Origin of the sequence: Paracoccus actinidiae, from assembly GCF_030863885.1 — a bacterium.
Taxonomy (GTDB): domain Bacteria; phylum Pseudomonadota; class Alphaproteobacteria; order Rhodobacterales; family Rhodobacteraceae; genus Paracoccus; species Paracoccus everestensis.
In genome coordinates this window covers 2,776,345-2,802,803 of the sequence record NZ_CP132956.1, presented here as the reverse complement: position 1 = coordinate 2,802,803, position 26,459 = coordinate 2,776,345, and the positions used below count along the sequence as shown (strand labels likewise).

26 protein-coding genes and 1 tRNA gene are annotated in these 26,459 nt (G+C 66.9%); 21 read left to right on the top strand and 6 right to left on the bottom strand.

Features of this window, described 5'->3' with window-relative positions; genetic code table 11:
- Positions 1 to 1,110: a 3-dehydroquinate synthase gene (gene aroB, locus Q5701_RS13955; RefSeq protein ID WP_306751583.1), complete on the bottom strand. Its 1,110-nt coding sequence runs from the start codon at positions 1,108 to 1,110 to the stop codon at positions 1 to 3.
- Positions 1,107 to 1,658, bottom strand: coding sequence for a shikimate kinase (locus Q5701_RS13950; protein ID WP_373568554.1), 552 nt, complete (start codon positions 1,656 to 1,658; stop codon positions 1,107 to 1,109). Before Q5701_RS13950 ends, aroB begins: the two co-directional genes overlap by 4 nt.
- A gap of 123 nt (positions 1,659 to 1,781) precedes the next feature.
- On the opposite strand from Q5701_RS13950, the gene Q5701_RS13945 reads away from it, so the two are divergent.
- The 6 genes from Q5701_RS13945 to Q5701_RS13920 all read left to right on the top strand — a co-directional run bounded on the left by Q5701_RS13945 (position 1,782) and on the right by Q5701_RS13920 (position 7,282).
- Positions 1,782 to 1,952: a hypothetical protein gene (locus Q5701_RS13945; RefSeq protein WP_306751582.1), complete on the top strand. Its 171-nt coding sequence runs from the start codon at positions 1,782 to 1,784 to the stop codon at positions 1,950 to 1,952.
- Complete coding sequence (locus tag Q5701_RS13940) at positions 1,949 to 3,406, top strand: hypothetical protein (protein WP_306751581.1); 1,458 nt, start codon at positions 1,949 to 1,951, stop codon at positions 3,404 to 3,406. The genes Q5701_RS13945 and Q5701_RS13940 overlap by 4 nt, the downstream gene beginning before the upstream one ends.
- Complete coding sequence (locus tag Q5701_RS13935) at positions 3,403 to 4,368, top strand: site-specific tyrosine recombinase XerD (RefSeq protein ID WP_306751580.1); 966 nt, start codon at positions 3,403 to 3,405, stop codon at positions 4,366 to 4,368. The genes Q5701_RS13940 and Q5701_RS13935 overlap by 4 nt, the downstream gene beginning before the upstream one ends.
- A 1-nt stretch (position 4,369) precedes the next feature.
- On the top strand, positions 4,370 to 5,293 hold the full coding sequence (locus tag Q5701_RS13930) for a DMT family transporter (protein ID WP_306751579.1): 924 nt from the start codon (positions 4,370 to 4,372) through the stop codon (positions 5,291 to 5,293).
- Positions 5,290 to 6,162 (top strand): lysophospholipid acyltransferase family protein, encoded by an 873-nt coding sequence (locus tag Q5701_RS13925; protein WP_306751578.1) that lies wholly within the window; start codon positions 5,290 to 5,292, stop codon positions 6,160 to 6,162. The genes Q5701_RS13930 and Q5701_RS13925 overlap by 4 nt, the downstream gene beginning before the upstream one ends.
- A 100-nt stretch (positions 6,163 to 6,262) precedes the next feature.
- Positions 6,263 to 7,282 (top strand): LLM class flavin-dependent oxidoreductase, encoded by a 1,020-nt coding sequence (locus tag Q5701_RS13920; RefSeq protein WP_306751577.1) that lies wholly within the window; start codon positions 6,263 to 6,265, stop codon positions 7,280 to 7,282.
- On the opposite strand, the gene Q5701_RS13915 is transcribed toward Q5701_RS13920, so the two are convergent.
- Both Q5701_RS13915 and Q5701_RS13910 read right to left on the bottom strand, forming a co-directional pair.
- Positions 7,279 to 7,635, bottom strand: a complete 357-nt coding sequence (locus Q5701_RS13915; protein ID WP_306755416.1) for a YigZ family protein — start codon at positions 7,633 to 7,635, stop codon at positions 7,279 to 7,281. The two genes, Q5701_RS13920 and Q5701_RS13915, sit on opposite strands and share 4 nt — an antisense overlap.
- Before the next feature lie 7 nt (positions 7,636 to 7,642).
- Positions 7,643 to 8,062 carry a Fur family transcriptional regulator gene (locus tag Q5701_RS13910; RefSeq protein ID WP_234853367.1) on the bottom strand — a complete coding sequence of 140 codons (420 nt, stop codon included), beginning with the start codon at positions 8,060 to 8,062 and terminating at the stop codon, positions 7,643 to 7,645.
- A gap of 113 nt (positions 8,063 to 8,175) precedes the next feature.
- Between Q5701_RS13910 and Q5701_RS13905 the strand changes: the two genes are divergently transcribed.
- From Q5701_RS13905 to Q5701_RS13885, 5 genes are all read left to right on the top strand, one after another.
- Positions 8,176 to 9,051: a metal ABC transporter substrate-binding protein gene (locus Q5701_RS13905; protein ID WP_306751575.1), complete on the top strand. Its 876-nt coding sequence runs from the start codon at positions 8,176 to 8,178 to the stop codon at positions 9,049 to 9,051.
- Positions 9,044 to 9,889, top strand: coding sequence for a manganese/iron ABC transporter ATP-binding protein (locus Q5701_RS13900; protein ID WP_306751574.1), 846 nt, complete (start codon positions 9,044 to 9,046; stop codon positions 9,887 to 9,889). The genes Q5701_RS13905 and Q5701_RS13900 overlap by 8 nt, the downstream gene beginning before the upstream one ends.
- A gap of 70 nt (positions 9,890 to 9,959) precedes the next feature.
- Complete coding sequence (locus tag Q5701_RS13895) at positions 9,960 to 10,811, top strand: metal ABC transporter permease (RefSeq protein ID WP_306751573.1); 852 nt, start codon at positions 9,960 to 9,962, stop codon at positions 10,809 to 10,811.
- The gene (locus Q5701_RS13890; RefSeq protein ID WP_306751571.1) at positions 10,808 to 11,632 is read left to right on the top strand and encodes a metal ABC transporter permease; all 825 of its coding nucleotides are present in this window, start codon (positions 10,808 to 10,810) and stop codon (positions 11,630 to 11,632) included. Before Q5701_RS13895 ends, Q5701_RS13890 begins: the two co-directional genes overlap by 4 nt.
- A gap of 12 nt (positions 11,633 to 11,644) precedes the next feature.
- A complete protein-coding gene (locus tag Q5701_RS13885) occupies positions 11,645 to 12,958 on the top strand; it encodes a GH1 family beta-glucosidase (protein WP_306751569.1) in 1,314 nt (437 codons plus the stop codon).
- 13 nt (positions 12,959 to 12,971) lie between these two features.
- Here the strand turns inward: Q5701_RS13885 and Q5701_RS13880 are convergent, their stop codons facing one another.
- Entirely contained in the window at positions 12,972 to 13,154 is a 183-nt protein-coding gene (locus tag Q5701_RS13880; RefSeq protein WP_306751568.1) for a hypothetical protein, read from the bottom strand.
- Between the two features lie 100 nt (positions 13,155 to 13,254).
- On the opposite strand from Q5701_RS13880, the gene Q5701_RS13875 reads away from it, so the two are divergent.
- From Q5701_RS13875 to Q5701_RS13830, 10 genes are all read left to right on the top strand, one after another.
- Positions 13,255 to 13,419: a hypothetical protein gene (locus Q5701_RS13875; RefSeq protein WP_306751567.1), complete on the top strand. Its 165-nt coding sequence runs from the start codon at positions 13,255 to 13,257 to the stop codon at positions 13,417 to 13,419.
- Complete coding sequence (locus Q5701_RS13870; RefSeq protein ID WP_306751566.1) at positions 13,419 to 14,600, top strand: vWA domain-containing protein; 1,182 nt, start codon at positions 13,419 to 13,421, stop codon at positions 14,598 to 14,600. The genes Q5701_RS13875 and Q5701_RS13870 overlap by 1 nt, the downstream gene beginning before the upstream one ends.
- Before the next feature lie 39 nt (positions 14,601 to 14,639).
- Positions 14,640 to 15,323, top strand: coding sequence for a M48 family metallopeptidase (locus tag Q5701_RS13865; protein WP_306751565.1), 684 nt, complete (start codon positions 14,640 to 14,642; stop codon positions 15,321 to 15,323).
- 57 nt (positions 15,324 to 15,380) lie between these two features.
- Entirely contained in the window at positions 15,381 to 16,574 is a 1,194-nt protein-coding gene (locus tag Q5701_RS13860; RefSeq protein WP_306751564.1) for a hypothetical protein, read from the top strand.
- Positions 16,571 to 17,926, top strand: coding sequence for a cytochrome P450 (locus Q5701_RS13855; protein WP_306751563.1), 1,356 nt, complete (start codon positions 16,571 to 16,573; stop codon positions 17,924 to 17,926). Before Q5701_RS13860 ends, Q5701_RS13855 begins: the two co-directional genes overlap by 4 nt.
- A 34-nt stretch (positions 17,927 to 17,960) precedes the next feature.
- Positions 17,961 to 18,036: transfer RNA gene (locus Q5701_RS13850), tRNA-Ala, on the top strand.
- 347 nt (positions 18,037 to 18,383) lie between these two features.
- On the top strand, positions 18,384 to 19,589 hold the full coding sequence (locus tag Q5701_RS13845) for an MFS transporter (RefSeq protein WP_306751562.1): 1,206 nt from the start codon (positions 18,384 to 18,386) through the stop codon (positions 19,587 to 19,589).
- Positions 19,590 to 19,600: 11 nt separating this feature from the next.
- On the top strand, positions 19,601 to 22,030 hold the full coding sequence (gene nirB / locus Q5701_RS13840) for a nitrite reductase large subunit NirB (RefSeq protein ID WP_306751561.1): 2,430 nt from the start codon (positions 19,601 to 19,603) through the stop codon (positions 22,028 to 22,030).
- The gene (gene nirD / locus Q5701_RS13835; RefSeq protein ID WP_306751560.1) at positions 22,027 to 22,362 is read left to right on the top strand and encodes a nitrite reductase small subunit NirD; all 336 of its coding nucleotides are present in this window, start codon (positions 22,027 to 22,029) and stop codon (positions 22,360 to 22,362) included. The genes nirB and nirD overlap by 4 nt, the downstream gene beginning before the upstream one ends.
- A 9-nt stretch (positions 22,363 to 22,371) precedes the next feature.
- The gene (locus Q5701_RS13830; protein WP_306751559.1) at positions 22,372 to 24,990 is read left to right on the top strand and encodes a nitrate reductase; all 2,619 of its coding nucleotides are present in this window, start codon (positions 22,372 to 22,374) and stop codon (positions 24,988 to 24,990) included.
- A gap of 18 nt (positions 24,991 to 25,008) precedes the next feature.
- Here Q5701_RS13830 and Q5701_RS13825 read toward each other — a convergent pair whose 3' ends face one another.
- The gene (locus tag Q5701_RS13825; RefSeq protein ID WP_234853394.1) at positions 25,009 to 26,415 is read right to left on the bottom strand and encodes a class II 3-deoxy-7-phosphoheptulonate synthase; all 1,407 of its coding nucleotides are present in this window, start codon (positions 26,413 to 26,415) and stop codon (positions 25,009 to 25,011) included.
- Positions 26,416 to 26,459 lie beyond the last annotated feature (44 nt).

Sequence of the window (26,459 nt, the reverse complement as noted above, 5' to 3'; positions counted from 1 at the left end):
CTAGCGCGCGTCCCGCAGCACCGCCGCCAGCGTATCGGGCTGCACGTCGTCGCTGACGAAGGCCTCGCCGATGCCGCGCGCCAGAACGAAGCGCAAGCGGCCGTCCACGACCTTCTTGTCCTGTCCCATCAGCGCGATCAGCGCCGCATTGTCGGGCAGGTCGCCCGGGATGTCGCGGATCGCGGCGGGCATTCCCATCTGGCGCAGATGTTCCAGCACGCGCGAAGGCGCTTCCTGGCTGCACAAACCCATGCGCGCGGACAGGTCGAATGCCAGGGCGCAGCCGATCGCCACGCCTTCGCCGTGCAGCAGACGGGCGGAATAGCCGGTGGCCGATTCAAGGGCATGGCCAAAGGTATGACCCAGGTTCAGAAGCGCACGTTCGCCTTGCTCGGTTTCATCTCGCGTGACGATGCCCGCCTTCATCGCGACCGAATGGGCCACCGCGTGCTGGCGCAGGGCCATGTCGTCGCGCAGGCTGGGGGCGTTCGCTTCCAGCCATTCGAAGAAATCACCGTCCCCCAGAAGCCCGTATTTTGCGACCTCGCCATAGCCCGCCAGGAAGTCGCGCGGGGCCAGCGTGTCCAGCACGGCGATATCGGCCAGCACCAGGGATGGCTGGTGAAAGGCGCCGATCAGGTTCTTGCCGTGCGGGCTGTTGATGCCGGTCTTGCCGCCGACGCTGCTGTCCACCTGGGCCAGCAGCGTCGTGGGGATCTGCACGAAGCGCACGCCCCGGCGCAGGATCGCGGCGGCAAATCCCACCAGGTCGCCGATCACCCCGCCGCCAAACGCCACCACGATGTCGCGCCGCTCGATCCGCTGATCCAGCAGCCATTCGACGCAGGTGGTCAGATGCGGCCAGCTTTTCGTCCCCTCGCCCGGAGGCAGGGTCAGGGCCTCGGATGCAATCCCCTCGGCCGCCAGGGCGGCTTGCAGGCGCGGCAGATGCAGGGCGGCGACCGTTTCGTCGGTGACGATGGCCACGCGCGGGCGGCGCAGCAAGGGCGCGATCTCGGCCCCCGCGCGGCCGATCAGGCCTGCGCAGATGCGCACGTCATAGGCGCGGTCGCCCAGGGGAACATGAACGGTGACGGGATCAGGGGTCATGGCGTCTCGCTCAGAAGGTCTGCATCGGCGGTGCGGATCGCGTCCAGTAGCCGCGTGGTGGCGGCATCGACGGTGTCGCCGGGGCGGGCGGGAAAGGTCAGTTCGGCCATGGCATAGGTCGGATTGCGTTCGGCCAGCAGGCGGGCCAGCGTGCCCTTGGGATCGGCGGTTTGCAGCAATGGGCGCGTGCTGCGCTGACGGACCCGGTGCCACAGCGTGTCCAAGTCGCAATCCAGCCAGACCGACAAGCCTGCCGCCTTGATGGCCGCACGGTTGCGGTCCTGCATCCAGGCCCCCCCGCCGGTCGAGATCACGCGCGGCGATTCTCGCAGAATCCGGGCGATCACCTGCGCCTCGCGGTCGCGAAAGAACGCCTCGCCGTCGCGGGCGAAGATTTCGGAAATGGACATGGCCGCCGCCGTTTCGATCTCGATATCCGAATCGGTAAAGGGGACGTGCAGCCGCCGGGCCAGTTCCGACCCGAGCGCGGTCTTGCCCGCCCCCATCATCCCGATCAGCACGATATGGCGCCCAAGGCGCTGCCTCATGTCCGTCCCCCGTTTCCTGGGCGACTGAATGGCGTGATCTTTCGGAAAATGCCATATATATTCCGGAAAGGCTGGCGAAAGACCGGCCGAAAGATCAAACAACGATGAAACGAGGCGAATTCGATGCGGCTGCTCAAGGTTCTGGTGGTGCTGATTCTGGCGGCGGTGATCGGCCTTGCCGGTTATGCCTATTTCGGCGACATGGAGCCGGTCCGGTCCGAGGTGCGCAGCCCTGTCGCGGGTGCCCCGGCAGCACCTTCCGCACCCGCCTCAACCGAGGCCGAGACCGAGTGAAGCCCCTTTTGCTGCCCCTTGCCTTGACGCTGGGTCTTGCCTGGCCCGCCCATGCCCAGCAGCCGCTGTCCGCAAGCGACTGGCTGTCGGGAAGCGTGCGCGGGCCGGATCGCGAAAGTTCGGCCTGGCGGCCGGGCGACGCGCCCCCCCCCGGTATTCCCGGCGCCCAAGGCCCGAAACCCGTCGCCACCACGGGCGAGGTCGGGAGCGTCCAAGTCACCCGCCTGGGCATCGGCAATCCCGACACCGTGGGCCTGAGGACGCCGCGCAAGACGGGGATTCCGGCCGATCTGTGGCAAGGCAGCAGCACGGCTCGACTGGCCGACCTGATCCTGCGCACCCCCGCCCGGCTGCCCGCCATGAACACGCTGCTGGACCGGGTGCTGACCACGCAACTGGTCCCGCCCGCCCAGGCGGATGCGGCACAGGGCACGCTGTTTCTGGCCCGTGCCGACCGGCTGCTTGACGCGGGCGCGGTGAACCGGGTGCAGGCATTGCTGATTGCCGCCGGGCCAGGCAACCCAGAGATCTTTCGCCGCCTGTTCGACATCGCGCTGCTGGAAGGGGACGAAGGACGGGCGTGCGACATCATGAACACAACCCCCGGCATCGCCCCCAGCTTTGCCGCGCGCATCTTTTGCCTGGCGCAGACCGGCGACTGGGCGGCGGCTGCGATCAGCCTGCACGGGGCGGAAAGCCTGGGCCTGCTGGATGAGCGCCAGGCGATTCTGCTGACGCACTTCCTGGACGATGCCTATGTGGACAGCGACCAGATGCTGCCCCCCGCCGACCGCATGACGCCCCTGGATTTCCGCATCCACGAGGCGATTGGCCAGCCGCTGCCCACGTCATCGCTGCCCATCGCATTCGCCCATTCCGACCTGCGCCCGAACAATGGCTGGAAGGCCCGGCTGGATGCCGCCGAGCGGCTGGCCCGGGCGGGGGCCCTGTCCCCTGCCGACCTGCGCGCCTTGTATAGCGAACAAAAGCCTGCGGCCTCGGGCGGGGTCTGGGAACGGGCCGGCGCCATGCGCACGCTGGAGGCTGCCCTGGCGGGCGGTGATCCCCTGCCCGCCCTGCCCGCTGCCTTTGACGAATTTCGCAAGGCCGACATGGCCGATGTGCTGGCCGCCATGATCGCCGCCGACCTGCCCCCGGGCGGCGAAGGGCGTTCGGCCGAAATCGCGACAGGGCTGCGCCAATGGCAGGGACTGCCGGTGCCGGTGCCTTTGGTCCTGGATCTGGCCCTGAAGGCCGATCCGGTCCAAGCACCAGAAACCCAGCAGGGAGAGGCGTTGTTGACCGCAATGGCCGATGTCGATGCGGGCCTGGATGGCGACCTGCCTCGCGCGGGGCGGGGCCTGGCCATGTTGCGCGCCCTTGGCCTGGGGGCTGACGCCGACCTGGCCGCTGCGCAATTGTCGCTGTTGCCGATGATGCGGGCCGATCCATGATCGCCGATCACCGCGCCATTTCCGCATTCCTGGACGCCAAGGCCGCAGAATCGGGATCGGCCTTGAACACGGTGCTGGCCTATGGCCGCGACCTGCGCGACCTGTCGGACTGGCTGTCCACGCACAAGCTGGCCTTGGCCCAACTGACCCGCGAACGGGTCGAGGATTACCTGGCCCATTGCGACGCCCAGGGTTTGTCGCGGGCCACGCGGGCGCGGCGGCTGTCGTCGATCCGCCAGTTCACGCGCTTTGCGTTGGAGGAAGGCTGGCGCGACGACGACCCTGCCATCCGCATCAGCGGGCCGGGCCGGGCCAAGCGACTGCCCAAGACCCTGGACCGGGCCGAGATCGACGCCCTGCTGGCAACCGCCCCCCAGGTCGGGCGGACCGGCCCCGAACGCGCGCGCAACCTGTGCCTGATCGAGATGCTTTATGCCACGGGAATGCGGGTAAGCGAACTGGTGGCCCTGCCCGCCGCCGCCTGCCGGGGCGATCCGCAGGTGTTGCTGATCCGCGGCAAGGGCGGCAAGGAACGCATGGTGCCGCTGACGCCTCCGGCAAGGGCCGCGTTGTCGGCATGGCTGGCGATCCGGGACGACGCGCCCAAGGAAAGCCCGCTTGGCCGCCTCGTGGCAGGAAAGGGCGCCCGCTGGCTGTTCCCCGCACCCGGTGCCGCGGGCCATATGCCGCGCCAGACCTTTGGGCGGCTGCTGAACGACGTGGCGGTGGCTGCTGGTGTTTCCCCGTCCCGGGTCACGCCCCATGTCATCCGCCACGCATTCGCCACCCATCTTCTGCAAGGCGGGGCCGACCTGCGCAGCATCCAGACCCTTCTGGGCCACGCCGACCTGGGCACGACCGAGATCTATACCCACGTCCTGGACGAACGGATGCGCGACCTGGTTCTGACCCATCATCCCTTGGCGCGGATCCCTGCCGTTGTCGAGAAGACAGGGGATTAGGATGCAGGTTCTGGCATGGGCCTCGGCCCTGATGGGACGGACACGCGGTGCAATGCGCCGCCCCGCCAACGCCCAGACCGCGGGCATCGCGCTGATCCTGGCCGCGATCCTGGGATTCACGATGATGGATGCGACGGCCAAGCACCTGACGCAAACCTATCATCCCGCGCAGGTGGTCTGGGCGCGCTTTGTCGGCAACCTGGTGATCTTTGCGCTGATCTTCCGGGACGCGATGTTCCCGCTGATGCGCACCCGACGCCCCGGCCTGCAATTTTCCCGCGCCCTGATGCAGCTTGGATCGGTGGGGCTGTTCTTCACTTCCCTGCAATTCATCGGCCTTGCCGAGGCGACGGCGATCATGGACCTGAACCCGGTCCTGATCACCCTTGGCGCCGCGCTGTTCCTGGGCGAGGCGATCGGCCCCCGGCGGCTGGCGGGCATCGCCGTCGCGCTGATCGGCGCGCTGATCATCATCCGTCCCGGCATGGGGGTGTTCCAGCCTGCCGCCCTGCTGCCGCTGGTCGGGGCCTTTACCTATGCCACGGGGGCGCTGCTGACGCGGATGGCGCGGGCGGATTCGGTTGCGACATCGGTCATGTGGTCGGCGGTGGTGGGCAGCGTGCTGACCTCGCTTGTGGTTCCCCTTGTCTGGCAGCCCATCGCCATGGCCGATCTTTGGGCCTTTGCGTTGCTGGGCGTTTTTGGCACGCTAAGCCAATACCTGCTGGTCCGCGCCTTTGCCACGGCCGAGGCCGGGGTTCTGGCCCCCTTTGGCTATACCGGGCTGGTCTGGGCGGGCCTGTGGGGCTGGCTGCTGTTCGGGCAGTTGCCCGACGCGTGGACGGTCGCGGGTGCCGCGATTATCGTGGCAGCGGGCCTTTATGTCTGGTCCCGAGAAGCCCGCGCGGCACGAAAGCCCTCATGAGCCAGTCCGAGAAGCCCCCCATGTCCGACCGCATCGCCAACACCGCCTTTCTGTCGGTCATCGGGCTTGCCCGGCTGCTGCCCTATGACAAGCGCATTCCCGCCGTGGGCTGGCTGTTCGCCCATGTGCTGGGCCCCGTGGCGGGCTGGCGCCGCCGCATCCGCGAAAACCTGGCCCTGGCCCGCCCCGACTTGTCGACCGACGAGGTCAAGGCCCTGGTCCGCGCCGTTCCCGGCAACGCGGGCCGGTCCGTGGCCGAGATCTATTCGGGCGAGGAATTCACGTCCCGCATCCGCGACGCCGACCCGCTGGAAGGTCCGGGCCTGCCCGCCCTGGAAGCCGCTTTCGACGCCCATCGCCCCGTCATCATCGCCTGCGCCCATTTCGGCAATTACGACGCCATGCGCGCGGCGCTTGCCGGGCGCGGCTGGCCGGTCGGCGCGCTGTATCGCCCCATGAACAACGAGGCGTTCAACCGCCATTACATCCCCGCCATCACGGCCATTGCCGAACCGCTGTTCCCGCGCGGTCGGTCCGGCCTCGCCTCGATGCTGCGGTTTCTGAAGGGCGGCGGCTGGCTGGCGCTCGGCTTTGACCAATATGACCGCCATGCCCCGGAACTGCGCTTTTTCGACCTGCCCAGCCGCACGGTGCTGACGCCCGCCGAACTGGCGCTGCGATACGGGGCGGCCCTGATCCCGGTCCATGGCATCCGCTGCCCGGATGGCCTGCGCTTTCGCGTCCATGTGGGCGAACCCGTCGAACATGGCGAACCGGCGGCCATGATGCAGGCGCTGAACGACGATCTGGAAATGCTGGTGCGCCAGCACATGGACCAATGGTTCTGGGTCCATCGCCGCTGGAAATAGGCACGGGCGCACAACCCCTGCGCGCCCGTGAACCTTGCCGGACCATCGCTTCGGTCCCACATCCCCCTTTGACGCGCATGACGCGCACCAAAGGGATATCATGAAGAAGATCGGCTTTCTGTCCTTCGGCCACTGGTCGCCCGAAAAGGGATCGCAGGTCCGCACGGCCCAGGACGTGCTGCTGCAATCCATCGACCTGGCGGTGGCCGCCGAGGAACTGGGCGCGGACGGCGCCTATTTCCGCGTGCATCACTTCGCCCGCCAGCTTGCCTCGCCCTTTCCGCTGCTGGCCGCCGTCGGCGCCCGCACCAAGACGATCGAGATCGGCACCGGCGTGATCGACATGCGCTATGAAAACCCGCTGTACATGGTCGAGGATGCAGGCGCGGCGGATCTGATTTCCGGGGGGCGCCTGCAACTGGGCATCAGCCGGGGCAGCCCTGAACAGGTCGTCGATGGCTGGCGATATTTCGGATATCAGCCCGCCGAGGGCGAGAGCGACCAGGACATGGCCCGCCGCCATACCGAGGTGTTCCTTCAACAGCTGGAAGGCCAGGGCTTTGCCCGCCCCAACCCGCGCCCGATGTTCCCGAACCCGCCGGGCCTGCTGCGGCTGGAACCCCATTCGGCCGGCCTGCGCAATCGCATCTGGTGGGGCTCGGCCTCGGATGCGACCGCCGAATGGGCGGCGCAGATCGGCATGAACCTGCAAAGCTCGACCCTCAAGGTCGATGAATCGGGCGAACCGTTCCATGTCCAGCAGGCCCGCCAGATCCGCGCCTATCGCAAGGCCTGGGCGGCTGCGGGCCATGCTCACGCCCCGCGCGTGTCGGTCAGCCGGTCGATCTTCGCCCTGGTGAACGACATGGACCGGCGGTATTTCGGGCGCGGCGGCAAGGACAGCGACCAGATCGGCAATATCGACAACTATCGCGCGGTGTTCGGACGCAGCTATGCCGACGAACCCGACCGGCTGATCGAGCAGCTGCGCGAGGACGAGGCTGTGGCCGAGGCCGATACCCTGCTGCTGACGGTCCCGAATATGCTGGGCGTGGATTACAACGTCCATGTCATCGACAGCATCCTGCGCCATGTCGCCCCGGCCCTTGGCTGGCGCTAACCCTGGCCCGTTTCGCGCAGGTAAAGCCTGACCGCATCCGCCACATGGCGGAAGCGGTCGCCGCCCAGCGGCTTGCCGCCATACCACCGGGTCACGATCACCACATGGTCTTGCAGCCCCGCGCGGTCCAGCATCTGCAGGATCAGCGCCCCCGCGCCTGCCTCTCCGTCGTCGTCCTTGACGGCCTCGCCGCTCAGGATCGCGGCCCAGCTGTTGTGGGTCGCCTTGGCGAACCGCTTGCTTCGCTTCAGTTCGGCCAGCAGCGCCGCGGCCTCGGCTTGGCTGGCGGCAGGTCCGCCCGACACGGCATAGCGCGATCCCCGGTCGGCGATGATCTTGTCGAAGACCTGCATCGGGGGGTCAGCCACCCCGCCGCCGCACATAAAGCTCCAGCCGGTGATGGACGATCTCGTATCCCATCTCGGCCGCGATCTCTGCCTGCAAACGTTCGATCCGGTCGTTGATGAACTCGACCACCTCGCCCGTGTCCACGTCAATCATGTGATCGTGGTGCCGCTGGTCGGCAGCCTCCCACCGGGCGGGCTCGCCCTGGAATTCCAGCTTCTCGATCACGCCTTGCGTCTGCAGCGTGGTCAGCGTGCGGTACACGGTCGCCAGCGACACCCCCGCCCCGGCAGCCTCGGCCCGGCGGTGCAGTTCGGCGGCATCGGGATGATCCTCGCTGCCCGCAATCACGCGCAACAACGCGGCGCGCTGACGGGTGACCCGCACGCCCGCCCTGCGCAAGGCCTGTTCCAGCTGGGATGCACGATTTTCCATGAAACCGTCATGCCGCATCCGGCGTTCAGTTGCAACTAATTCTCAACTATTGACAGTTGCGAATCGCTCGCACATAACCGTCCCATGGACAGAAGCCGTTGGAATATCCGCCGATGAAACTGCCCCTTGCTTTGGCCTTGGCGCTGATCGCCCTGCCCGCCCATGCCGACAGGCTGAAGGTTGCGACCACCTTTACCATCATCGCCGACATGGCCCGCAACGTCGCGGGCGATGCGGCCGACGTGGAATCCATCACCAAGCCGGGGGCCGAAATTCACAACTACCAGCCCACCTCCGGCGACCTGATCCGCTCCACGGATGCGGACCTGATCCTGGTGAACGGGCTGAACCTTGAATCCTGGTTCCAGCAATTCATCGACCAGCTTGGCGACACTCCCGTGGCCGTTGTCAGCGACGGGGTCCAGCCCATGTCGATCACCGGCGGCGATTACGACGGCAAGCCAAACCCCCATGCCTGGATGTCGCTGGAATCCGCGCTGATCTATGTGGACAATATCGCGGCGGCGATGGCTGGCGCCGATCCGGACAACGCGACGGCCTACCAGGCCAATGCGGATGCCTACAAGGCGCAGATCACCGCGACCATCGCCCCCTTGCGCGACGCCGCCCGCGCCCTGCCCGAAGACCGCCGCTGGCTGGTCACGTCCGAAGGCGCGTTTTCCTATCTGGCCCGCGATTTCGGGCTGCGCGAACTGTATCTTTGGCCGATCAATGCCGATGCGCAGGGAACGCCGCAGCAGGTGCGCCATGTGATCGACGTGATGCGCGACAACGATGTGGGCGTGGTGTTTTCGGAATCCACCGTATCCGACCGCCCGGCCCGCCGCGTGGCCTCGGAAACCGGTGCGACCTATGGCGGCGTTCTCTATGTGGACAGCCTGTCCGAGATTGACGGCCCTGTCCCCACCTACCTCGACCTGCTGCGTGTCACATCGGAAACCATCGTGAACGGCCTGCGGAATGACTGACGGGATCGAGGTCCAGAACCTGACCGTTGCCTATCGCAACGGCGTCACCGCCTTGCGGGATGCCAGTTTCACCGTTCCCCTGGGGTCCGTTACCGCGCTTGTGGGCGTCAACGGGGCGGGCAAATCGACGCTGTTCAAGGCGCTGATGGGCCTTTTGCCCCATGCCTCGGGCCAGGTCCGCATCGGCGGCGGCACGGTCGAGGACGCACTTTCCAGAAACCTCGTCGCCTATGTCCCCCAGGCCGAGGAAGTGGACTGGACCTTTCCCGTCCTGGTGGAAGACGTGGTGATGATGGGCCGATACGGCCATATGGGCTTTTTCCGCCGCCCCCGCCCCATTGACCGGCAAGCGGTGGATGCAGCCCTGGCCCGCGTGAACATCGCCGACTTCCGCCGCCGCCAGATCGGCGAGTTGTCGGGGGGCCAGAAGAAACGCGTCTTCCTGGCCCGCGCCATCGCGCAGGAAGCAAAGGTGATCCTGCTGGACGAACCCTTCACCGGCGTCGATGTGCAGACGGAACAGGCGATCATTGCCCTGCTCATGGCGATGCGCGACGAAGGCCGGGTGATGCTGGTGTCCACCCATGACCTCGGATCGGTTCCCGAATACTGCGACCGGGTGGTGATGGTCAAAGGCACTGTCCTGGCAAGCGGCCCGACGGAGACGACCTTTACCCCCGAAAACCTGCGCCTCGCCTTTGGCGGCGTCCTGCGCCATTTCGTCCTGGGCGGCACGGCGCTGCACGACGACGCGGACCAGCGCAGCGTGGACGTGTTCACCGACGACGAGCGTCCCCTGGTCTTTTACGACCAGCGCCCCCGCAGGAAGGACCAATGACAGCCGCTTTGCCTTGGCCGAAATATCCCACGGGGGCGCGGGGGTGTGAAACCCCCGCTTGCTGCGCCTGATGCTGGAAACCCTGCTGATCCCTTTCACCTATGGCTACATGACGAACGCCATCTGGGTGTCCGCCCTGGTTGGTGGGGTTTGCGCCTTCCTGTCCGCCTATCTGATGCTGAAAGGATGGAGCCTGATCGGCGATGCCCTTTCCCATTCCATCGTCCCGGGCGTGGCTGGCGCCTATATGCTGGGCCTGCCTTTCGCGCTTGGCGCATTCCTGTCGGGCGGGCTGGCGGCGCTGACCATGCTGTTCCTGAACAGCCGCACGGGATTGAAGGAAGACGCGATCATCGGCCTGATCTTCACCGGCTTCTTCGGGATCGGGCTGTTCATGATCTCGCTCAATCCGGTTTCTGTCGACCTGCAGGCGATCACCATGGGCAATATCCTGGCGATCTCGCCGGGCGACACGGTTCAACTGGCGATCATCGGGGGCGTGTCGCTGGTGGTCCTGCTGGCAAAATGGCGCGACCTGATGGTCGTGTTCTTTGACGAAAGCCACGCGCGCACCATCGGCCTGCATCCGGGACGGCTGAAAGTCCTGTTCTTCACCCTACTGGCCGGGTCCACCGTCGCGGCCATGCAGACCGTGGGCGCCTTCCTGGTCATTGCCATGGTGGTGACGCCCGGCGCCACGGCCTATCTGCTGACAGACCGCTTTCCCCGGTTGATCGCGCTGTCGGTGGCCATCGGCACGCTGACCTCGGCCAGCGGCGCCTATCTCAGCTTTTTCCTGGACGGCGCGACAGGCGGCATCATCGTGGTCCTGCAGACGCTGATCTTCCTGGCGGCCTTTGTCCTTGCGCCCACACACGGCATCCTTGCCAGCCGCCGCCGCATCCGGCAGGCGCGCCCATGACCTGGCTGACCGCCCCCCTCGCCTTTCCCTTCATGGTCGAGGCCGCGCTGATCGCCGTCATTATCGCCATTCCCGCGGCCCTGCTCAGCTGCTTTCTGGTGCTGAGAGGCTGGGCCTTGATGGGCGACGGGATCAGCCATGCGGTACTGCCCGGGATCGTCCTGGCCTATCTGGCCGGGATCCCGCTGCTGATTGGCGCCTTCATCGCCGGGATGATCTGCGCCCTGTCGGCGGGATGGCTGGATGCCAACAGCCGGGTCAAGCCCGACACTGCGCTTGGCGTCGTCATGTCGGGCCTGTTCGGCCTGGGGATCGTGATCCATACGCAGTTCCCGACCGACGTGCATCTGGACCATATCCTGTTCGGGAACATCCTGGGTATCGGGCGGGACGACTTTCTTTCGGCGGGATCGATCTCGGCGGTGGTGGGACTGGTGCTGATCCTGAAATGGCGGGATTTCGCGCTGCTGGTCTTTGACCCCGTGCAGGCACGGGTGGCGGGCCTGCCCGTGACCTGGCTGCATTACGGTATGCTGGCAATGATTTCCGCCGTGGTGGTGGCGATGCTGTCGGCGGTGGGAATCATCCTGTCCGTCGCGCTGCTGATCGCGCCGGGGGCCATCGCGTTCCTGCTGACCCGACGGTTGCAGGCGATGCTGGCGCTGTCCGTGGTCATCGGGGCAGGATCAAGCCTTGCCGGCATCTGGATCAGCTTTTGGCTGGACAGCGCGCCCGCGCCGACCATTGTCGTCGTGATGACGGGATTGTTCACGCTGGTCTTTCTTTGGCGGCAGATGACCCCCCACCGGGATGCCGCTTAAGGGGGAAAAACCATGCTGCCCGACCGTTCGGCCTTTCCTGCGGATTTCGTCTTCGGCGTCGCCACCTCGGCCTATCAGATCGAGGGGTCGGCCCATGGCGGCGCGGGGCCGTCGCATTGGGACAGCTTTGCCGCCACCCCGGGCAATATCGCGGACGGCAGCAACGGCACCCTCGCCTGCGATCATTACCATCGCTGGCCCGAGGATCTGGATCTGATCCGGGATGCGGGCTTTTCAGCCTATCGCTTTTCGACCTCTTGGGCGCGGGTCATGCCCGACGGGGTGACGATCAATCCGCAAGCCATGGATTTATATGACCGGCTGATCGATGGGATGATGGAACGCGGGCTGGCCCCGCACCTGACCTGCTATCACTGGGATCTGCCCGCCGCGCTGTCGGACATGGGCGGCTGGCAGAACCGGGACATCGCCGGACGCTTTGCCGATTACTGCGCCGCGGTTCACGCGCGGCTGGGCAACCGCCTGGCCAGCACCGCCACGCTGAACGAACCCTGGTGCATCACCTGGCTGTCGCATTTCCTGGGCCAGCACGCCCCCGGCCTGCGCGACATCCGCGCCGCGGCCCGCGCCATGCACCATGTGCTGCTGGCCCATGGAACAGCCATGCATGCCTTGCGCGCAGGCGGCGCGGAAAACCTGGGTATCGTGCTGAATTTCGAAACCGCCCATCCCGCCGACGACAGCCCCGGCGCGATCCGCGCAGCAACGGTCCAGGATGCCATCTATAACCAATGGTTCATCCGAGCGGTCATGGGCCAAGGCTATCCGCAAGCCGCGCTTGACGGATTGGAACCGCACCTGCCCCAGGGCTGGCACAATGACATGGACAGGATCGCCCAGCCGATCGACTGGCTTGGCGTGAATTATTACACCCGCAAGCTTTATGCGGCGGGCGACGGGCTGTGGCCGCAAGGCAAAGGGGTGGACGGGCCGCTGCCCAAGACGCAGATGGGATGGGAGATGCGGCCCGAAGGCCTGACCGAGTTCCTGGTCCGCCTGTCCCGCGACCATGTGGGCAACCTGCCGGTCATGGTCACGGAAAACGGCATGGCCGAGGCGGCAGACGCGGACATCACCAGCGATCCGCGTCGCGTGGCCTTTATCGGCGATCACCTGCGCGCCGCGCGTACCGCCATGGACCAGTGCGTGAACCTGCGCGGCTTCTTTTACTGGTCGTTGCTCGACAACTTTGAATGGGGCTGGGGTTACGGCCCCCGCTTCGGGTTGGTCCATGTCGATTACAACACGATGGCCCGCACCCCCAAGGCAAGCTGGCAGGCGTTCCGCACCATGCTGAAAGGGTGATGCGAAAAGCGGATCAGCCCCCGCCGATCCCCGTCGTCACCTTGCCCGTGCCGCCGCATTCGGGGCATTCCTTGCCCTCGGCCCGGCCGCTGCCTTCGCATTTGCGGCAGATGTTCTCGCCCGCGCCGGGGGTGCCGGGCGGAACGGCGTCGGGGTTTTCCTTGTCGGTCATGGCGTCCTCCTGCGTTTCCGTCATCCGTTCAACCCCGCAGGGGGGCGCCTGTTCCATGGCCTTGGTTGCACCCCCCCGGCCCAGCGGCTATCTGAGGAAGAAAGCCGCACCGGAAAGAACCGTCATGATCGTCATCGCCGCCGCCATTATCGGTGCAACCCTGGGCTGGCGCCGTGCCGGGCAACTGGGCGGCACCCGGCGCGACCGCGCGCAATATGCGGCGGGCTTTGCCATGGCGCTGGCAGTGCTGGGCCTGTTTGCCACCGTCATCCTGGATCGGATGATGTGATGTTCATCCCGTTCCTCGACAGCCTGCGTCGGCAAGGGGTGCCGGTCTCGCTGCGGGAATGGCTGGACCTGATGGGCGGGATGCAGGCTGGCGTCACGGACTGGTCCGTGGACGGCTTCTATCACCTTGCCCGGCTGGTGCTGGTCAAGGACGAACGCCACATCGACCGCTTCGACCGCGCCTTTGCCGAAGCCTTTTCGGGCCTGGAGGCGATCCCGGTCGAGGCGCTTGTGACCGAACAGTCGATTCCCCGCGATTGGCTGGAAAAGCTGGCCGAAAAGCTTCTGAGGGACGCTGAAAAGGCGGAAATCCAAGGCGGCGGCAGCTTCGAGGATCTGATGCGCAAGCTGCGCGAAAGGCTGGCCGAACAGCAGGGGCGCCACCAGGGCGGGTCCAAGTGGATCGGCACCGCGGGAACCTCGCCCTTCGGTGCCTATGGCTACAACCCCGAAGGCGTGCGGATCGGCCAGGACGAATCCCGCCACCGCCGCGCCGTCAAGGTCTGGGACAAGCGCGAGTTCCGCGACTTCGACGACAATGTCGAACTGGGCACCCGCAACATCAAGGTCGCGCTGAAACGCCTGCGGCAATGGGCACGCCACGGCGCGGCGGACGAACTGGACCTGCCCGCCACCATCCGCGCCACCGCCGATCACGGCTATATCGACGTGCAGACCCGGCCTGAACGGCGGAATGCCGTCAAGGTGCTGCTGTTTCTGGACGTGGGCGGGTCGATGGACGACCATATCCGCGTCGTGGACGAGCTGTTCTCGGCCGCGCGGGCCGAGTTCAAGCACATGGAGCATTTCTATTTCCACAACTGCCTTTACGAAGGCCTGTGGACCGACAACCGCCGCCGCTGGACCGAACAGACGCCGACCTGGGATGTGCTGCACCGCTTCGGGCGCGACTACAAATGCATCTTCGTGGGCGATGCGTCCATGTCGCCATACGAGATCGCCGTTCCCGGCGGGGCCAATGAACACTGGAACCCCGAGCCGGGCGAGGTCTGGCTGCGCCGCGCGGCCGAGACCTGGCCCGATCACATCTGGCTGAACCCGGTCCCGCAGGCGCATTGGGGATATACCCAATCCATCTCCATGATCGGAAAAATCTTCGAAAACCGGATGATGCCCATGACGCTGGACGGGTTGACGCAGGCCATGCGGATCCTCGGCTGACCTCTGGCGCGAGCGGCCGGGCGGGGCCATATTGGTCCCATGAAGTACCTGCCGATCATCCTGCTGGTTCTGTATCTGGCCGCCATGTGGTTCTTTTCCCTGTGGCGGCTGCGGCAGGAACTGAACCAGAAATCGACGCCGCTGAACCACCCCCGCCTAACGCCCATGCTGGAACGGCTTGGCCGGGCGATGGACCTGCCGCCCGTGCGCGCCCATGTCTATGAGGTGGACCCTGTCAACGGCCTTGCCGCCCCCGACGGGCGCATCTTCCTGACACGCGGCTTCATCCGCAAGCTGGATGCGGGAGAGGTCACGCCCGAGGAACTGGCCAGCGTCATTGCCCATGAACTGGGCCATGTCGCCCACGGCCATGCCCGGCGGAGGATGATCGACTTTGCGGGCCAGAACGCGATCCGCATGGCGCTTGCCGGGGTGCTGGGGCGCATCATTCCCGGCCTGGGCGCATGGATCGCCGGACTGATCGCCACCGCCGTCGCCGCCCGCCTGTCGCGCGACGACGAATTCGAGGCCGACCGTTTCGCAAGCGCCCTGATGATCCGCGCGGGCCTGGGGACCGAACCGCAGATTTCCCTCTTCCGCAAGCTGGAACGCTTGACGGGCAGTCGCGGCGGCGCGGCCCCCGCCTGGCTGTTGTCCCACCCCCCCACCGCCCGCCGCATCGCCGCGATCGAGGCGCTGCAAGGCCGCTGGCAGGGGGGCTGACCCCCTTGCGGGATCGGACGGGGCGCCTATGCTGGGGCTGCCCCAACGGAATAAACGATGACCCGCCCCTTCCGCCGCCTGGTTCTGTATGTTCCAGGCTTTGATCCCATGCCCCCGCGTCGCTACCGAGAGTTGTATCGTCGCGAGTCGCACAAGCAAGCGATGATCAGCGGCTATGACCTGGCGATGGAACGTCTGGACGGCGCGGCCGGCTTTGGCTGGACCACCCGCGCCCGCTTTCCCACGGGCGAGGCCCAGGCACGGATCGAGGTTCTGGTCTGGGCCGATCTGGTCCAGGCCTCGATGCGCGGCGGGATCATGGCCACCTATGGGCAGATGCTGCGGGTGGCCTGGCTCTATCTTTGGTCGGGGGCCTTGCTGCGGATGATGCGCCTGCGGCGGGGACCGGTGCTGGCGGCGCTTTATCCGCTGGCGATGCTGATGGGTCAACTGGCCTGTGCGATGCTGGCAGGAGGGCTGACGGGTTGGGGCATTGCTGCCCTTTCGGGGATCGGCTGGCTTGCGGTTTTGCCCGGCCTGCTGGCGGGCTGGGCCGTCCTGGCCTTTGCGCGATCCCAGGATCACCGCCTGTTCGCATATTACCTGATGCAGGATTACGCCTTCACGGCCAACCTGCACGGTGCCTATCCGCCCGCATTGGAAGACCGGCTGGCCTTGTTCACCGACCGCCTATCCGATGCCATGAGTCAGGATTGGGACGAGGTCCTGGTGGTCGGCCATTCATCCGGCGCCTATCTGGCGGTGTCGATCCTGGCCGACCTGATCCGCCGCCGGGGCGTTGCGCCCGGGGGCCCGGCGCTGTCGCTGATGACCCTGGGTCATGTCATTCCCATGGCGTCCTTTCTGCCGCGCGCGCAGCGATTGCGGGCCGACCTCGCCTTCCTTCCGGAACGGCGGGAGCTGTTCTGGCTGGACGTGACCGCACCGGGCGATCCGTGCAGCTTTGCCCTGTGCGATTCGGTGGCGGTCACCGGCGTCGCCGGACGGTGCCAGCGGTGGCCTCTGGTCTTGTCGGCGGCCTTCAGCCGGACGCTGTCGCCTGCCCAGCATCGGGAACTGCGGGGGCGGTGGTTCCGGCTGCATCTGCAATACCTGTGCGCTTTCGACCGTCCTGGCGATTACGATTACTTTGCCATCACCGCCGGGCCGCAGCCGCTGGCTGACCGCTTCAAGGACCGCAAGCATTCGCCCGGACGGATTGCCACGCCCGTGGGACCGGGTCTGCCATGATCCCGCCGCGCCCCCACACGACCGAAGGCCGGGGCAGCCTGTGGCGCTTTGCCCGGGCGTTCCGCCAGGACCTGCTGTCGGCCCTGCCCGAACGTCTGTATCGCGCCTGGATGGCCGAATTCCGCAGCCCGCTGATCCACAGCTTTGTTTGCAACGACCCTGCCCTGATCCGCCTGATCCTGAAGGACCGGCCCGGCGATTTTCCGAAATCGAACCGCCTGCGCGCGGGCCTTGCGCCGCTGCTGGGCGCTTCCGTGTTCGTCACCAACGGTCCCGAATGGGCGGCACAGCGCCGCATCATCGACCCCGCGTTCGAGGGCGGCAGGCTGCACCAGACCCTGCCCGCGATCCTCGGTGCTGCCGACGCCCTGGTCGCGCGCCTGCGCCCGGGCCTTCAGGATATCGAACCCGAGACCAGCTTTGCCGCCGCCGATGTCATCTTTCGGGCGCTGTTCTCCATGCCCATCGAACATGAAACGGCGGCGCAGGTTTTTGCGGCCTTTCGCACCCACCAGGAGGCCCAGCCCGTCGTCAACTGGGCTGCCCTGCTGCCTTGGCCCGCCTGGCTGCCGCATCCCCATTCCCGCCGCACCCGCCGAACAGCCGCCCAGATCCGCGGCCTGATCGCCGGTCTGGTCGCCGACCGCATGGCTGCGATCCGCCTGGGCAATGCCCCCGACGATCTGGCCACGCGGATCATGACCACGCCGGACCCCCAGACGGGCCACTGCTTTTCCGAACCCCAGATGGTGGACCAGGTGGCGATCTTCTTTCTGGCGGGCCACGAGACAAGCGCATCGACCTTGGCCTGGGCACTGTGGCTGCTGGCCGCCCATCCCGAATGGCAGGACCGCGTCGCCGCCGAGGCCGCGTCCCTGACCCCCGACATGGCGGGCGTCAATGCCCTGCGCACCACCCGCGCCGTGTTCCGAGAGGCCCTGCGCCTTTACCCACCGGTCCCGATGATGGTACGCGAAGCCGCCCGGCCGGAAACCCTGCGCGGCCGGCCCGTCCCGCGCGGGGCGCAGTTGATCCTGTCGCCCTGGCACCTGCACCGCCATCAACGCCTGTGGGACAACCCCGATGCCTTTGATCCGGGCCGCTGGTCCTGTCCTGAAACGCGCAGCAGCGCCCGCGACGCCTTTATCCCCTTTTCCGCGGGCGAACGCGTCTGCCCCGGCGCTGGCCTTGCGATGATCGAGGGCGTGGCGATGCTGGCCCGCGTGGCCCAGGCCTTTACCCTGCGCCCCGGGCCGCTGGCCCCCGTCCCCGTTGCCCGCCTGACCGTCCGTGGCCAAGACGGCATCCACATCCACCTGACCCCGCGCGCGGACCGCGATTCATCGGCTTGACATTCCGGGCCGACACGGGAAAAAGAACGCCAGTGGGGTCGTAGCTCAGTTGGTAGAGCGCGTCGTTCGCAATGACGAGGTCAGGGGTTCGATTCCCCTCGGCTCCACCAATTTCACCACCCGCAAATAATCCGATGCAGCCCCTGCTTGGCTGCCGTTTCACGACTTGTCCATCTTGCCTGTCGCCAAACTGACTAATCGGCAGGCAGCGCGCACAAACCGTTTGCGCTTGTTGCGTGAACGGGGCCGGAGCGCACTGCTGCGATCAATGCGCCCTTGGTAGTGCCGCGCGATTCAGCCAGTCTGCGCTTATGGCCCGGCGCAATGGCGCGCCAATGGTCCGCTCGCAACGATGCGGCAATCCTGAAAGCGTGACGGTTCCGTCCCGGTCCTGCGGGTCCGCGCCCCTGCGCTTTCCGACAGCCACTTGCCACCCCAAGCCGCCCTCGGAGCATCCATGTCCGCATTCCCACATCCCGACTCAGGCCGTGCCCTGACCCTGTCCACCGCAGCCTTTACCGTCTGCTTCGCCGTCTGGACGATCTTTTCCATCATCGGCATCCAGATCCGCGACCAGCTTTCCCTGTCCGATACGCAGTTCGGCCTGCTGGTCGGGATGCCCATCCTGACCGGGTCGCTGGTCCGCATCGTGCTGGGTGTCGCCACCGACCGGATGGGCGGGCGGCTGGTCTATACGCTGACCATGCTGGCCACCGCCGCCGCCACGTTCCTGCTGTCCTGGGCCACCACCTATCCGCAGATGCTGCTGGCGGCATTGGGCGTGGGCATCGCGGGCGGCAGCTTCGCCGTGGGCGTGGCCTATGTGTCGCGCTTCTTCGAGGGGGCGCGGCAGGGCACCGCGCTTGGCATCTTCGGCGTCGGCAATGTCGGCGCGGCGGTCACGAAATTCGCGGCGCCCTTCGTGATGATCGCATTCGGCTGGCAGGCCACGGCGCAGATCTGGGCGGGGGTGCTGGCGCTGACCGCCCTTGCCTTCTGGGCGCTGTCCAAGGACGATCCCGTCACCGCCGCCCGGCGCGGCGCCCGCGCGCCCCTGCGCAGCCTGCGGACGGAATTCGCGCCGCTGCAGAACCTGCGGGTCTGGCGTTTCTCGGCCTATTACTTCTTCAGCTTCGGAGCGTTTGTCGCCCTGGCACTGTGGCTGCCTCATTACCTGATCGGCGTTTACGGCTTTGACGTGAAAACCGCCGGGATGATCGGCGCGGCCTATTCGATCCCCGCCTCGATCTTTCGCGCCTATGGCGGGGTGCTGTCCGACCGGATCGGCGCGCGCAGCGTGATGTATGCGACCTTCCTGGTGTCACTGGCGGCGACAGGCATCCTGGCGCTGATCCCCGGCCTGCCGGTGGCGGGGTTCCTGGCGGTGATCTTCACGCTGGGCTTCTTCATGAGCCTGGGCAAGGCCGCCGTCTACAAGCACATCCCGACCTATTACCCGCAGAACGTGGGCGCCGTCGGTGGGTTGGTCGGGATGATCGGCGGCCTGGGCGGGTTCGTCCTGCCGCTGCTGTTCGGCTGGCTGAAGGATCAGACCGGATCCTGGTCAAGCTGCTTTGCCGTCCTGTTCGTGCTGGTGGCGGGCTGCACCCTGTGGATGCACCTGTCGATCCGCCAGTCCCGCACCGCCCCGCAACCCGCCTGAAGGGAAAAGCCATGAAAAAGAAACTTGTCGTCATCGGGGCGGGCATGGCCTCGGGCCGGATGCTGGAACACCTGTTCGACGCCGCGCCCGGCGCCTGGGACGTAACCCTGTTCAACGCCGAGCCGCGCGGCAACTATAACCGGCTCATGCTGTCGCCGGTACTGTCGGGTGAAAAGACCTATGACCAGATCGTCACCCATGACGACGCCTGGTATGCTGCCCACGGCGTCGATTGCCGGTTCGGAGAACCGGTGGTCCGCATCGACCGCAAGAACCGGGTGGTTTATTCGAACAGCGGCGGGGCGCCCTATGACGCCCTGGTGATCGCCACGGGCTCGGCGCCCTTCATCATCCCGGTGCCGGGCAAGGATCTGCCCGGCGTCGTGGCGTATCGCGACCTGGAGGACACGCAGGCGATGATGGACACGGCGGGCAAGGACGCCGTGGTCATCGGCGGCGGCTTGCTGGGGCTGGAGGCCGCGGCCGGCATGGCCGCGCGCGGCGCCCGCGTGACCGTGATCCACCTGATGGGGCACCTGATGGAACGCCAGCTTGATCCGGCGGCGGGGTATCTGTTGCAGAAGGATCTGGAAAAGCGCGGCATCGCCGTTCATTGCAAGGGCGCGACCAAGGCCATTCTTGGCACCGACCGTGCCGAGGCCGTGCTGCTGGAGGACGGCACCGTCTATCCCGCCGATCTGGTCTGCATGGCCGTGGGCATCCGCCCCGAAACCCGCATTGCGGTGGACGCGCATCTGGAGGTCGAGCGCGGCATTGTGGTGGACGACGCGCTGCGCACCAGCGACCCGGCGATCTTTGCGCTTGGCGAATGCGTGGAACATCGCGGCCAGGTCTTTGGCCTTGTCGCGCCGCTTTACGACCAGGCCAAGGTTCTGGCCCGGACCCTGCTGGACCAGGATGCGGCCTTCGTCCCGGTCCAGACGGCGACCAAGCTGAAGGTGACGGGCTGCGACCTGTTCAGCGCAGGCGATTTTGCCGACGGGCCGGGGCGCGAGGATATCGTGTTCCGCGATCCGGGGCGCGGCATCTACAAGCGCCTGGTGCTGGAAAACGACCGCATCATCGGCGTGGTGATGTATGGCGACACCGCGGATGGCGCCTGGTTCTATGGGCTGATGAAGGACGGCACCGACATCGGTCCGATGCGCGACACGCTGATCTTCGGCCCGGCTTTCCAGGGGGGTGCCGCCCCGGACCCTATGGCGGCCGTTGCAGCCTTGCCGCCTGAGGCGGAAATCTGCGGCTGCAACGGCGTTTCCAAGGGCGCGATCATGGATGCGGCGGCAGGCGGGGCCTGCACGCTGGATGCGATGCGGTCCTGCACCAAGGCAAGCGCCTCGTGCGGCACCTGCACCGGCCTTGTGCAGCAGGTGATGGCCCTGGCCTTGGGCGGCGCCGTTCAGGACGCCCCCGAAGGGATGTGCAAATGCACCGACCACACGCACGAGGATGTGCGCCGCCTGATCCGGTCCATGGGGCTGAAGTCGATCCCAGCGGTGATGCAGGACCTGGGGTGGCGGTCTGTCGGGGGCTGTCATTCCTGCCGCCCGGCACTGAACTACTATCTGCTGGCGGAATGGCCGCTGGAATACCGCGACGACCGGCAGTCGCGTTTTGTCAATGAAAGAAACCACGCCAATATCCAGAAGGACGGCACCTACTCGGTCGTTCCCCGGATGTGGGGCGGCGTGACCACCCCGGCGGAGCTGCGCGCCATCGCCGACGCGGCCGAGAAATACGACGTGCCGATGGTCAAGGTGACGGGCGGGCAGCGGATCGACCTGCTGGGCGTGCGCAAGGAAGATCTGCCGCATATGTGGGCCGACCTGAATGCGGCGGGCCTTGTCAGCGGCCATGCCTATTCCAAGGGGCTGCGCACGGTCAAGACCTGCGTCGGCAAGGAATTCTGCCGCGTGGGCACGCAGGATTCGACCGGCCTGGGCATCAGGCTGGAAAAGCTGATGTGGGGATCCTGGACGCCCCACAAGCTGAAGCTGGGCGTTAGCGGCTGTCCCAGGAATTGCGCCGAGGCCACCTGCAAGGACATCGGCGTGGTCTGCGTGGACAGCGGCTATAACATTTCCATCGGCGGGGCCGCGGGAATGGAGGTGCGCGAGACCGTGCCCCTGGCCTCGACCCCGTCCGAGGAGGAAACGATCCAGATCATCCTGGCCGTGACCCAGCTTTACCGGGAAAACGCCCGCTATCTGGATCGCATCTGGAAATGGATGGGCAAGGTAGGCCTTGACTGGATCCGCGCGCAGGTCGTGGACGATCTGGAAAACCGCCGCGCCCTGGTCGAACGGTTCCAGATCAGCCAGTCCGTTTATCGCCGCGACCCCTGGGCCGATCTCTCCACCCCGTCCGAGACGCCCAAATGGGCGCCCCTTGCCGACCTGACGCTGGAGGCTGCGGAATGACCATCTTTGTCGATATCGGATCGCTGGACGACATCCCTGCGCAGGGCGCGCGCCTGGTCAAGGCCGCGCAGGGCTGCGTGGCCGTGTTCCGCACAGCCGACGACCGGGTCTTCGCCCTGGAGGACCGTTGCCCCCACAAGGGCGGGCCGCTGTCCGAAGGCATCGTCCACGGCACCTCTGTCACCTGCCCGCTGCACAACTGGGTTTTCGACATGAACACCGGGCAGGCGCAAGGCGCGGACCAGGGGATGGTGCGCACCTATCCCGTCAAGGTGCAGGGGGGACGCATCCTTATCGACGCCAGCCTGATCCGCCGCAGCGCCGCCGCATAGGGAACATCCATGACCATCCATCCCCCCCGCCCCGCCACCCGCACGACCTGCCCCTATTGCGGCGTCGGCTGCGGGGTTCTGGCAACCCCGGACGGCGCGGGCGGATTGGCGGTCGCGGGCGATCCCCGCCACCCCGCGAATTTCGGACGGCTCTGCGTCAAGGGCAGCGCTCTGGGTGAAACGGTGGGACTTGCGGGACGACTGCTCGCCCCCCGGATCGGCGGGCGAGAGGCAAGCTGGGATCACGCGCTTGATCTGGTGGCACGACGGTTCTCGGACACCATTGCGGAACACGGGCCGGATTCGGTGGCGATGTATGTCTCGGGCCAGTTGCTGACCGAGGATTACTATGTCGCCAACAAGCTGATGAAGGGTTTCATCGGCAGCGCCAATATCGACACGAATTCGCGGTTGTGCATGGCGTCATCCGTTGCGGGCCATCGCCGTGCCTTCGGAAGCGACACCGTGCCGGGTCTATACGAGGATCTGGAACAGGCCGATTGCGTGGTCCTGGTGGGATCGAACTTGGCCTGGTGCCATCCGGTCCTGTATCAGCGCCTGGCCGCCGCGCGACAGGCGCGGGGGACCAAGGTGGTTGTCGTGGACCCCCGCCGCACCGCCACCTGCGACATCGCGGATCTGCACCTGCCACTGGCGGCGGGATCGGATGGGGTGCTGTTCAACCTGCTGCTGGCCGAGATCCACCGGCGCGGGCTTGCAACGGAAAACCCCGATGGCCTGGCGGATGCGATTGCGGCGGCACAAGCCACCCTGCCTGCCGCCACCGCCCTGCCCCACAGCACGCTGCGGCAGTTCATGGACCTGTGGTGCGGCAGCGAACGGGTCGTCACCATTTACTCCCAGGGCATCAACCAGTCAGACAGCGGCACGGACAAGGTTAACGCGATCCTGAACTGCCATCTGGCGACCGGCCGGATCGGACGCCCCGGCATGGGACCGTTCAGCGTCACCGGCCAGCCCAATGCCATGGGCGGCAGAGAGGTGGGGGGACTGGCCAATATGCTGGCCTGTCATCTGGACATTGAAAACCCTGCGCACCGGGATGCCGTGCAGGCCTTCTGGAACGCCCCCCGCATGGCCGCCAAGCCGGGCCTCAGGGCCGTGGATATGTTCCGCGCGGTCGAGGATGGGCGGATCAAGGCGCTGTGGATCATCTGCACCAACCCCGCCGCCATCATGCCCGAGGCTGACCGCGTGGCCCGCGCCATCGCGCGCTGCGATTTCGTCGTCGTGTCCGACATGACCGCCCGGACCGACACGACCCGGCTGGCCCATGTGCTGCTGCCCGCGACGGGATGGGGTGAAAAGGACGGAACCGTCACCAATTCCGAACGCCGCATCAGCCGCCAGCGGCGCGTTCTTCCCGCCGCTGGCCAGGCCCGCGACGACTGGCGCATCATCGCCGATGTTTCGGCCCGTATGGGCTGGGGGGATGCCTTTGCCTGGGACAGCCCGGCGCAGGTCTTTGCCGAACACGCCGCCCTGTCGGGGATCGCGGGCGGGCTTGGCAGCGACTTCGACATCTCAGCCCTTGGCGGGATCACGCCCGCGAAATACGACGCGATGCAGCCGTTCCTATGGCCGCAATCGGCCTTGCGCCAGGGCGGGCGGTTCTTCGGGGACGGGCGGTTTCATACCCCATCGGGCAAGGCGCGGATGGTTCCGGTGACGCCCTGCCTGCCGCAGTCCGTCGGCGGGGCGTATCCTTTCCGCCTGAACACCGGGCGGGTGCGCGACCATTGGCACACGATGACCCGTACCGCCCTGTCGCCGCGCTTGTCGCGCCATTTGGCCGAGCCCTTCCTGGAACTGCACCCCGCCGACGCCGCCCGGTTGGGCCTGGTCCCGGCCGCATTGGCCGAGGTATCCAGCCCCCATGGCCACGCCATCCTGCGCGTGCTGGTCACGGATCGCGTGGCACCCGGTCATCCCTTCGCGCCGATCCATTGGACAGGGGAAACAGCCCCCAGCGGGCGCATCGATACCCTGGTGCCGGGGCTGACCGATCCCATCTCGGGTCAGCCTGCGCTGAAGTCGGCTGCCGTGGCGATCCGGCCCTTTGCGGCGGCCTGGTATGGCTTTGCCGTCTCGACCAGAACCATCCGGCCCGATTGCGCATACTGGGCGCGCGCCGCATTGCCCACGGGGCAGCAGGCCGAGCTTGCGGGCTTGGCGGAACCCCCGGACTGGGCCGCTGCGGCCCGTGCGATGCTGGGCGCAAGGGGCGAACCGCTGACCGTCAGCGACCAACGCCATGGCATCCTGCGCATGGGTTTTGTCGAAGACGGCAGGCTTCAGTCTGCGCTGTTCGTGGCCCGTGAACCGGCCGCCTTGTCGCGCAGCCATGTCGCCGCCGCCCTGGGGACGGATTGCACGGGTGCGGTCCTGGCCGGGCGGGCGGGAACCGGCCAGCCGGACGAAGGCGCCCTGGTATGCGCCTGCCTGGGCTTGGGGATCAACACCATCCTGCGCGGCATCGCCTCGCAGAAGCTGATGACGGTCGAGGCGATCGGCCAAGCGCTTGGCGCGGGCACGAATTGCGGATCCTGCCGCCCGGAACTGCGGACCTTGCTGGCGGCGGCTCAAACGAAAGCAGCCGCCCGGTAAGGGGCGGCTGCGGAAAGGTCAGACGGCCAGGGCGTCCGGGGCCCGAACGGCGGCCTCGCGCCGGTTGCGCAATTCCTCGGCCACCAGGAAGGCCAGTTCCAGCGATTGGCTGGCGTTCAGCCGCGGATCGCAGGCGGTGTGATAGCGGTCCGACAGATCCTCGTCCGTGACGGCGCGGACGCCGCCGGTGCATTCGGTCACGTCCTTGCCGGTCATCTCGAAATGCACGCCGCCGGGGATGGTACCCTCGGCCTTGTGGATCGCGAAGAACTCGCGCACCTCGCGCAGGATCGAATCGAAGGCCCGCGTCTTGTAGCCGGTCGAGGACTTGATGACGTTTCCGTGCATCGGGTCGCAGGACCAGACCACATTCGCGCCCTCGGACTGGACGGTTTGCACCAGGCGCGGCAGGTGATCGCCGACCTTGCCCGCGCCAAAGCGCGCGATCAGCGTCAGCCGGCCCGGTTCATTTTCCGGGTTCAACTTGGCCATCAAGACCTTCAGGTCATCCGCCGTGGTGGTCGGGCCGCATTTCAGCCCGATGGGGTTCTGGACGCCCCGGCAGAATTCCACATGGGCGCCATCGACCTGGCGGGTGCGGTCGCCGATCCAGATCATGTGGCCCGAACCCGCTACCGGCAGGCCGGTGGTCGAGTCCACGCGGGCAAGCGCTTCCTCGTATTCCAGCAGCAGGGCTTCGTGGCTGGTATAGAAATCGACCTGGGACAGTTGATGCGCCGTGTCGGAACTGACCCCTGCGGCCTGCATGAAGGCCATGGCGTCGCTGATCCGGCCCGCGATGTCGCGGTATTTCGCGGCCTCGGGTCCGCCCACGAAATCGGCGATCCAGCTTTGGACCCGATGCATATCCGCGAAACCGCCGGTCGAGAACGCGCGCAGCAGGTTCAGGGACGCCGCCGCCTGGGTATAGGCCGCCAGCATCCGCTGCGGATCGGGAATGCGCGCTTCGGGTGTGAAGTCGAAGCCGTTGATGATGTCGCCGCGATAGGAGGGCAGCTCGACCCCGTCCATCACCTCGGTGGGCGCGCTGCGCGGCTTGGCGAACTGGCCAGCCATCCGGCCGACCTTCAGAACCGGCATCTGCGCGCCCCAGGTCAGCACCACCGCCATCTGCAACAGCACCTTGAAGGTATCGCGGATGTTGTCGGCGCTGAATTCGGCGAAACTTTCGGCGCAGTCGCCCCCCTGCAACAGGAAGGCCCGGCCCTGGGCGGCCTGGGCAAGCTGAGCTTTCAGGCGCCGCACCTCGCCCGCGAAGACCAGGGGGGGGTAGCGGCGCAGCTGCGCCTCGGCCGCCTGCAAGGCGTCGGGATCGGTATAATCCGGCATCTGCACGCGGGGATAGGCGCGCCAGCCGGCCTTGTCCCAGGCTTGGGTGGCGGTCTTGCGGTTCTCCTGCGTCATGGCACGGACTCCTTGGGGAAATGATCGGGACGATATAGACGGGA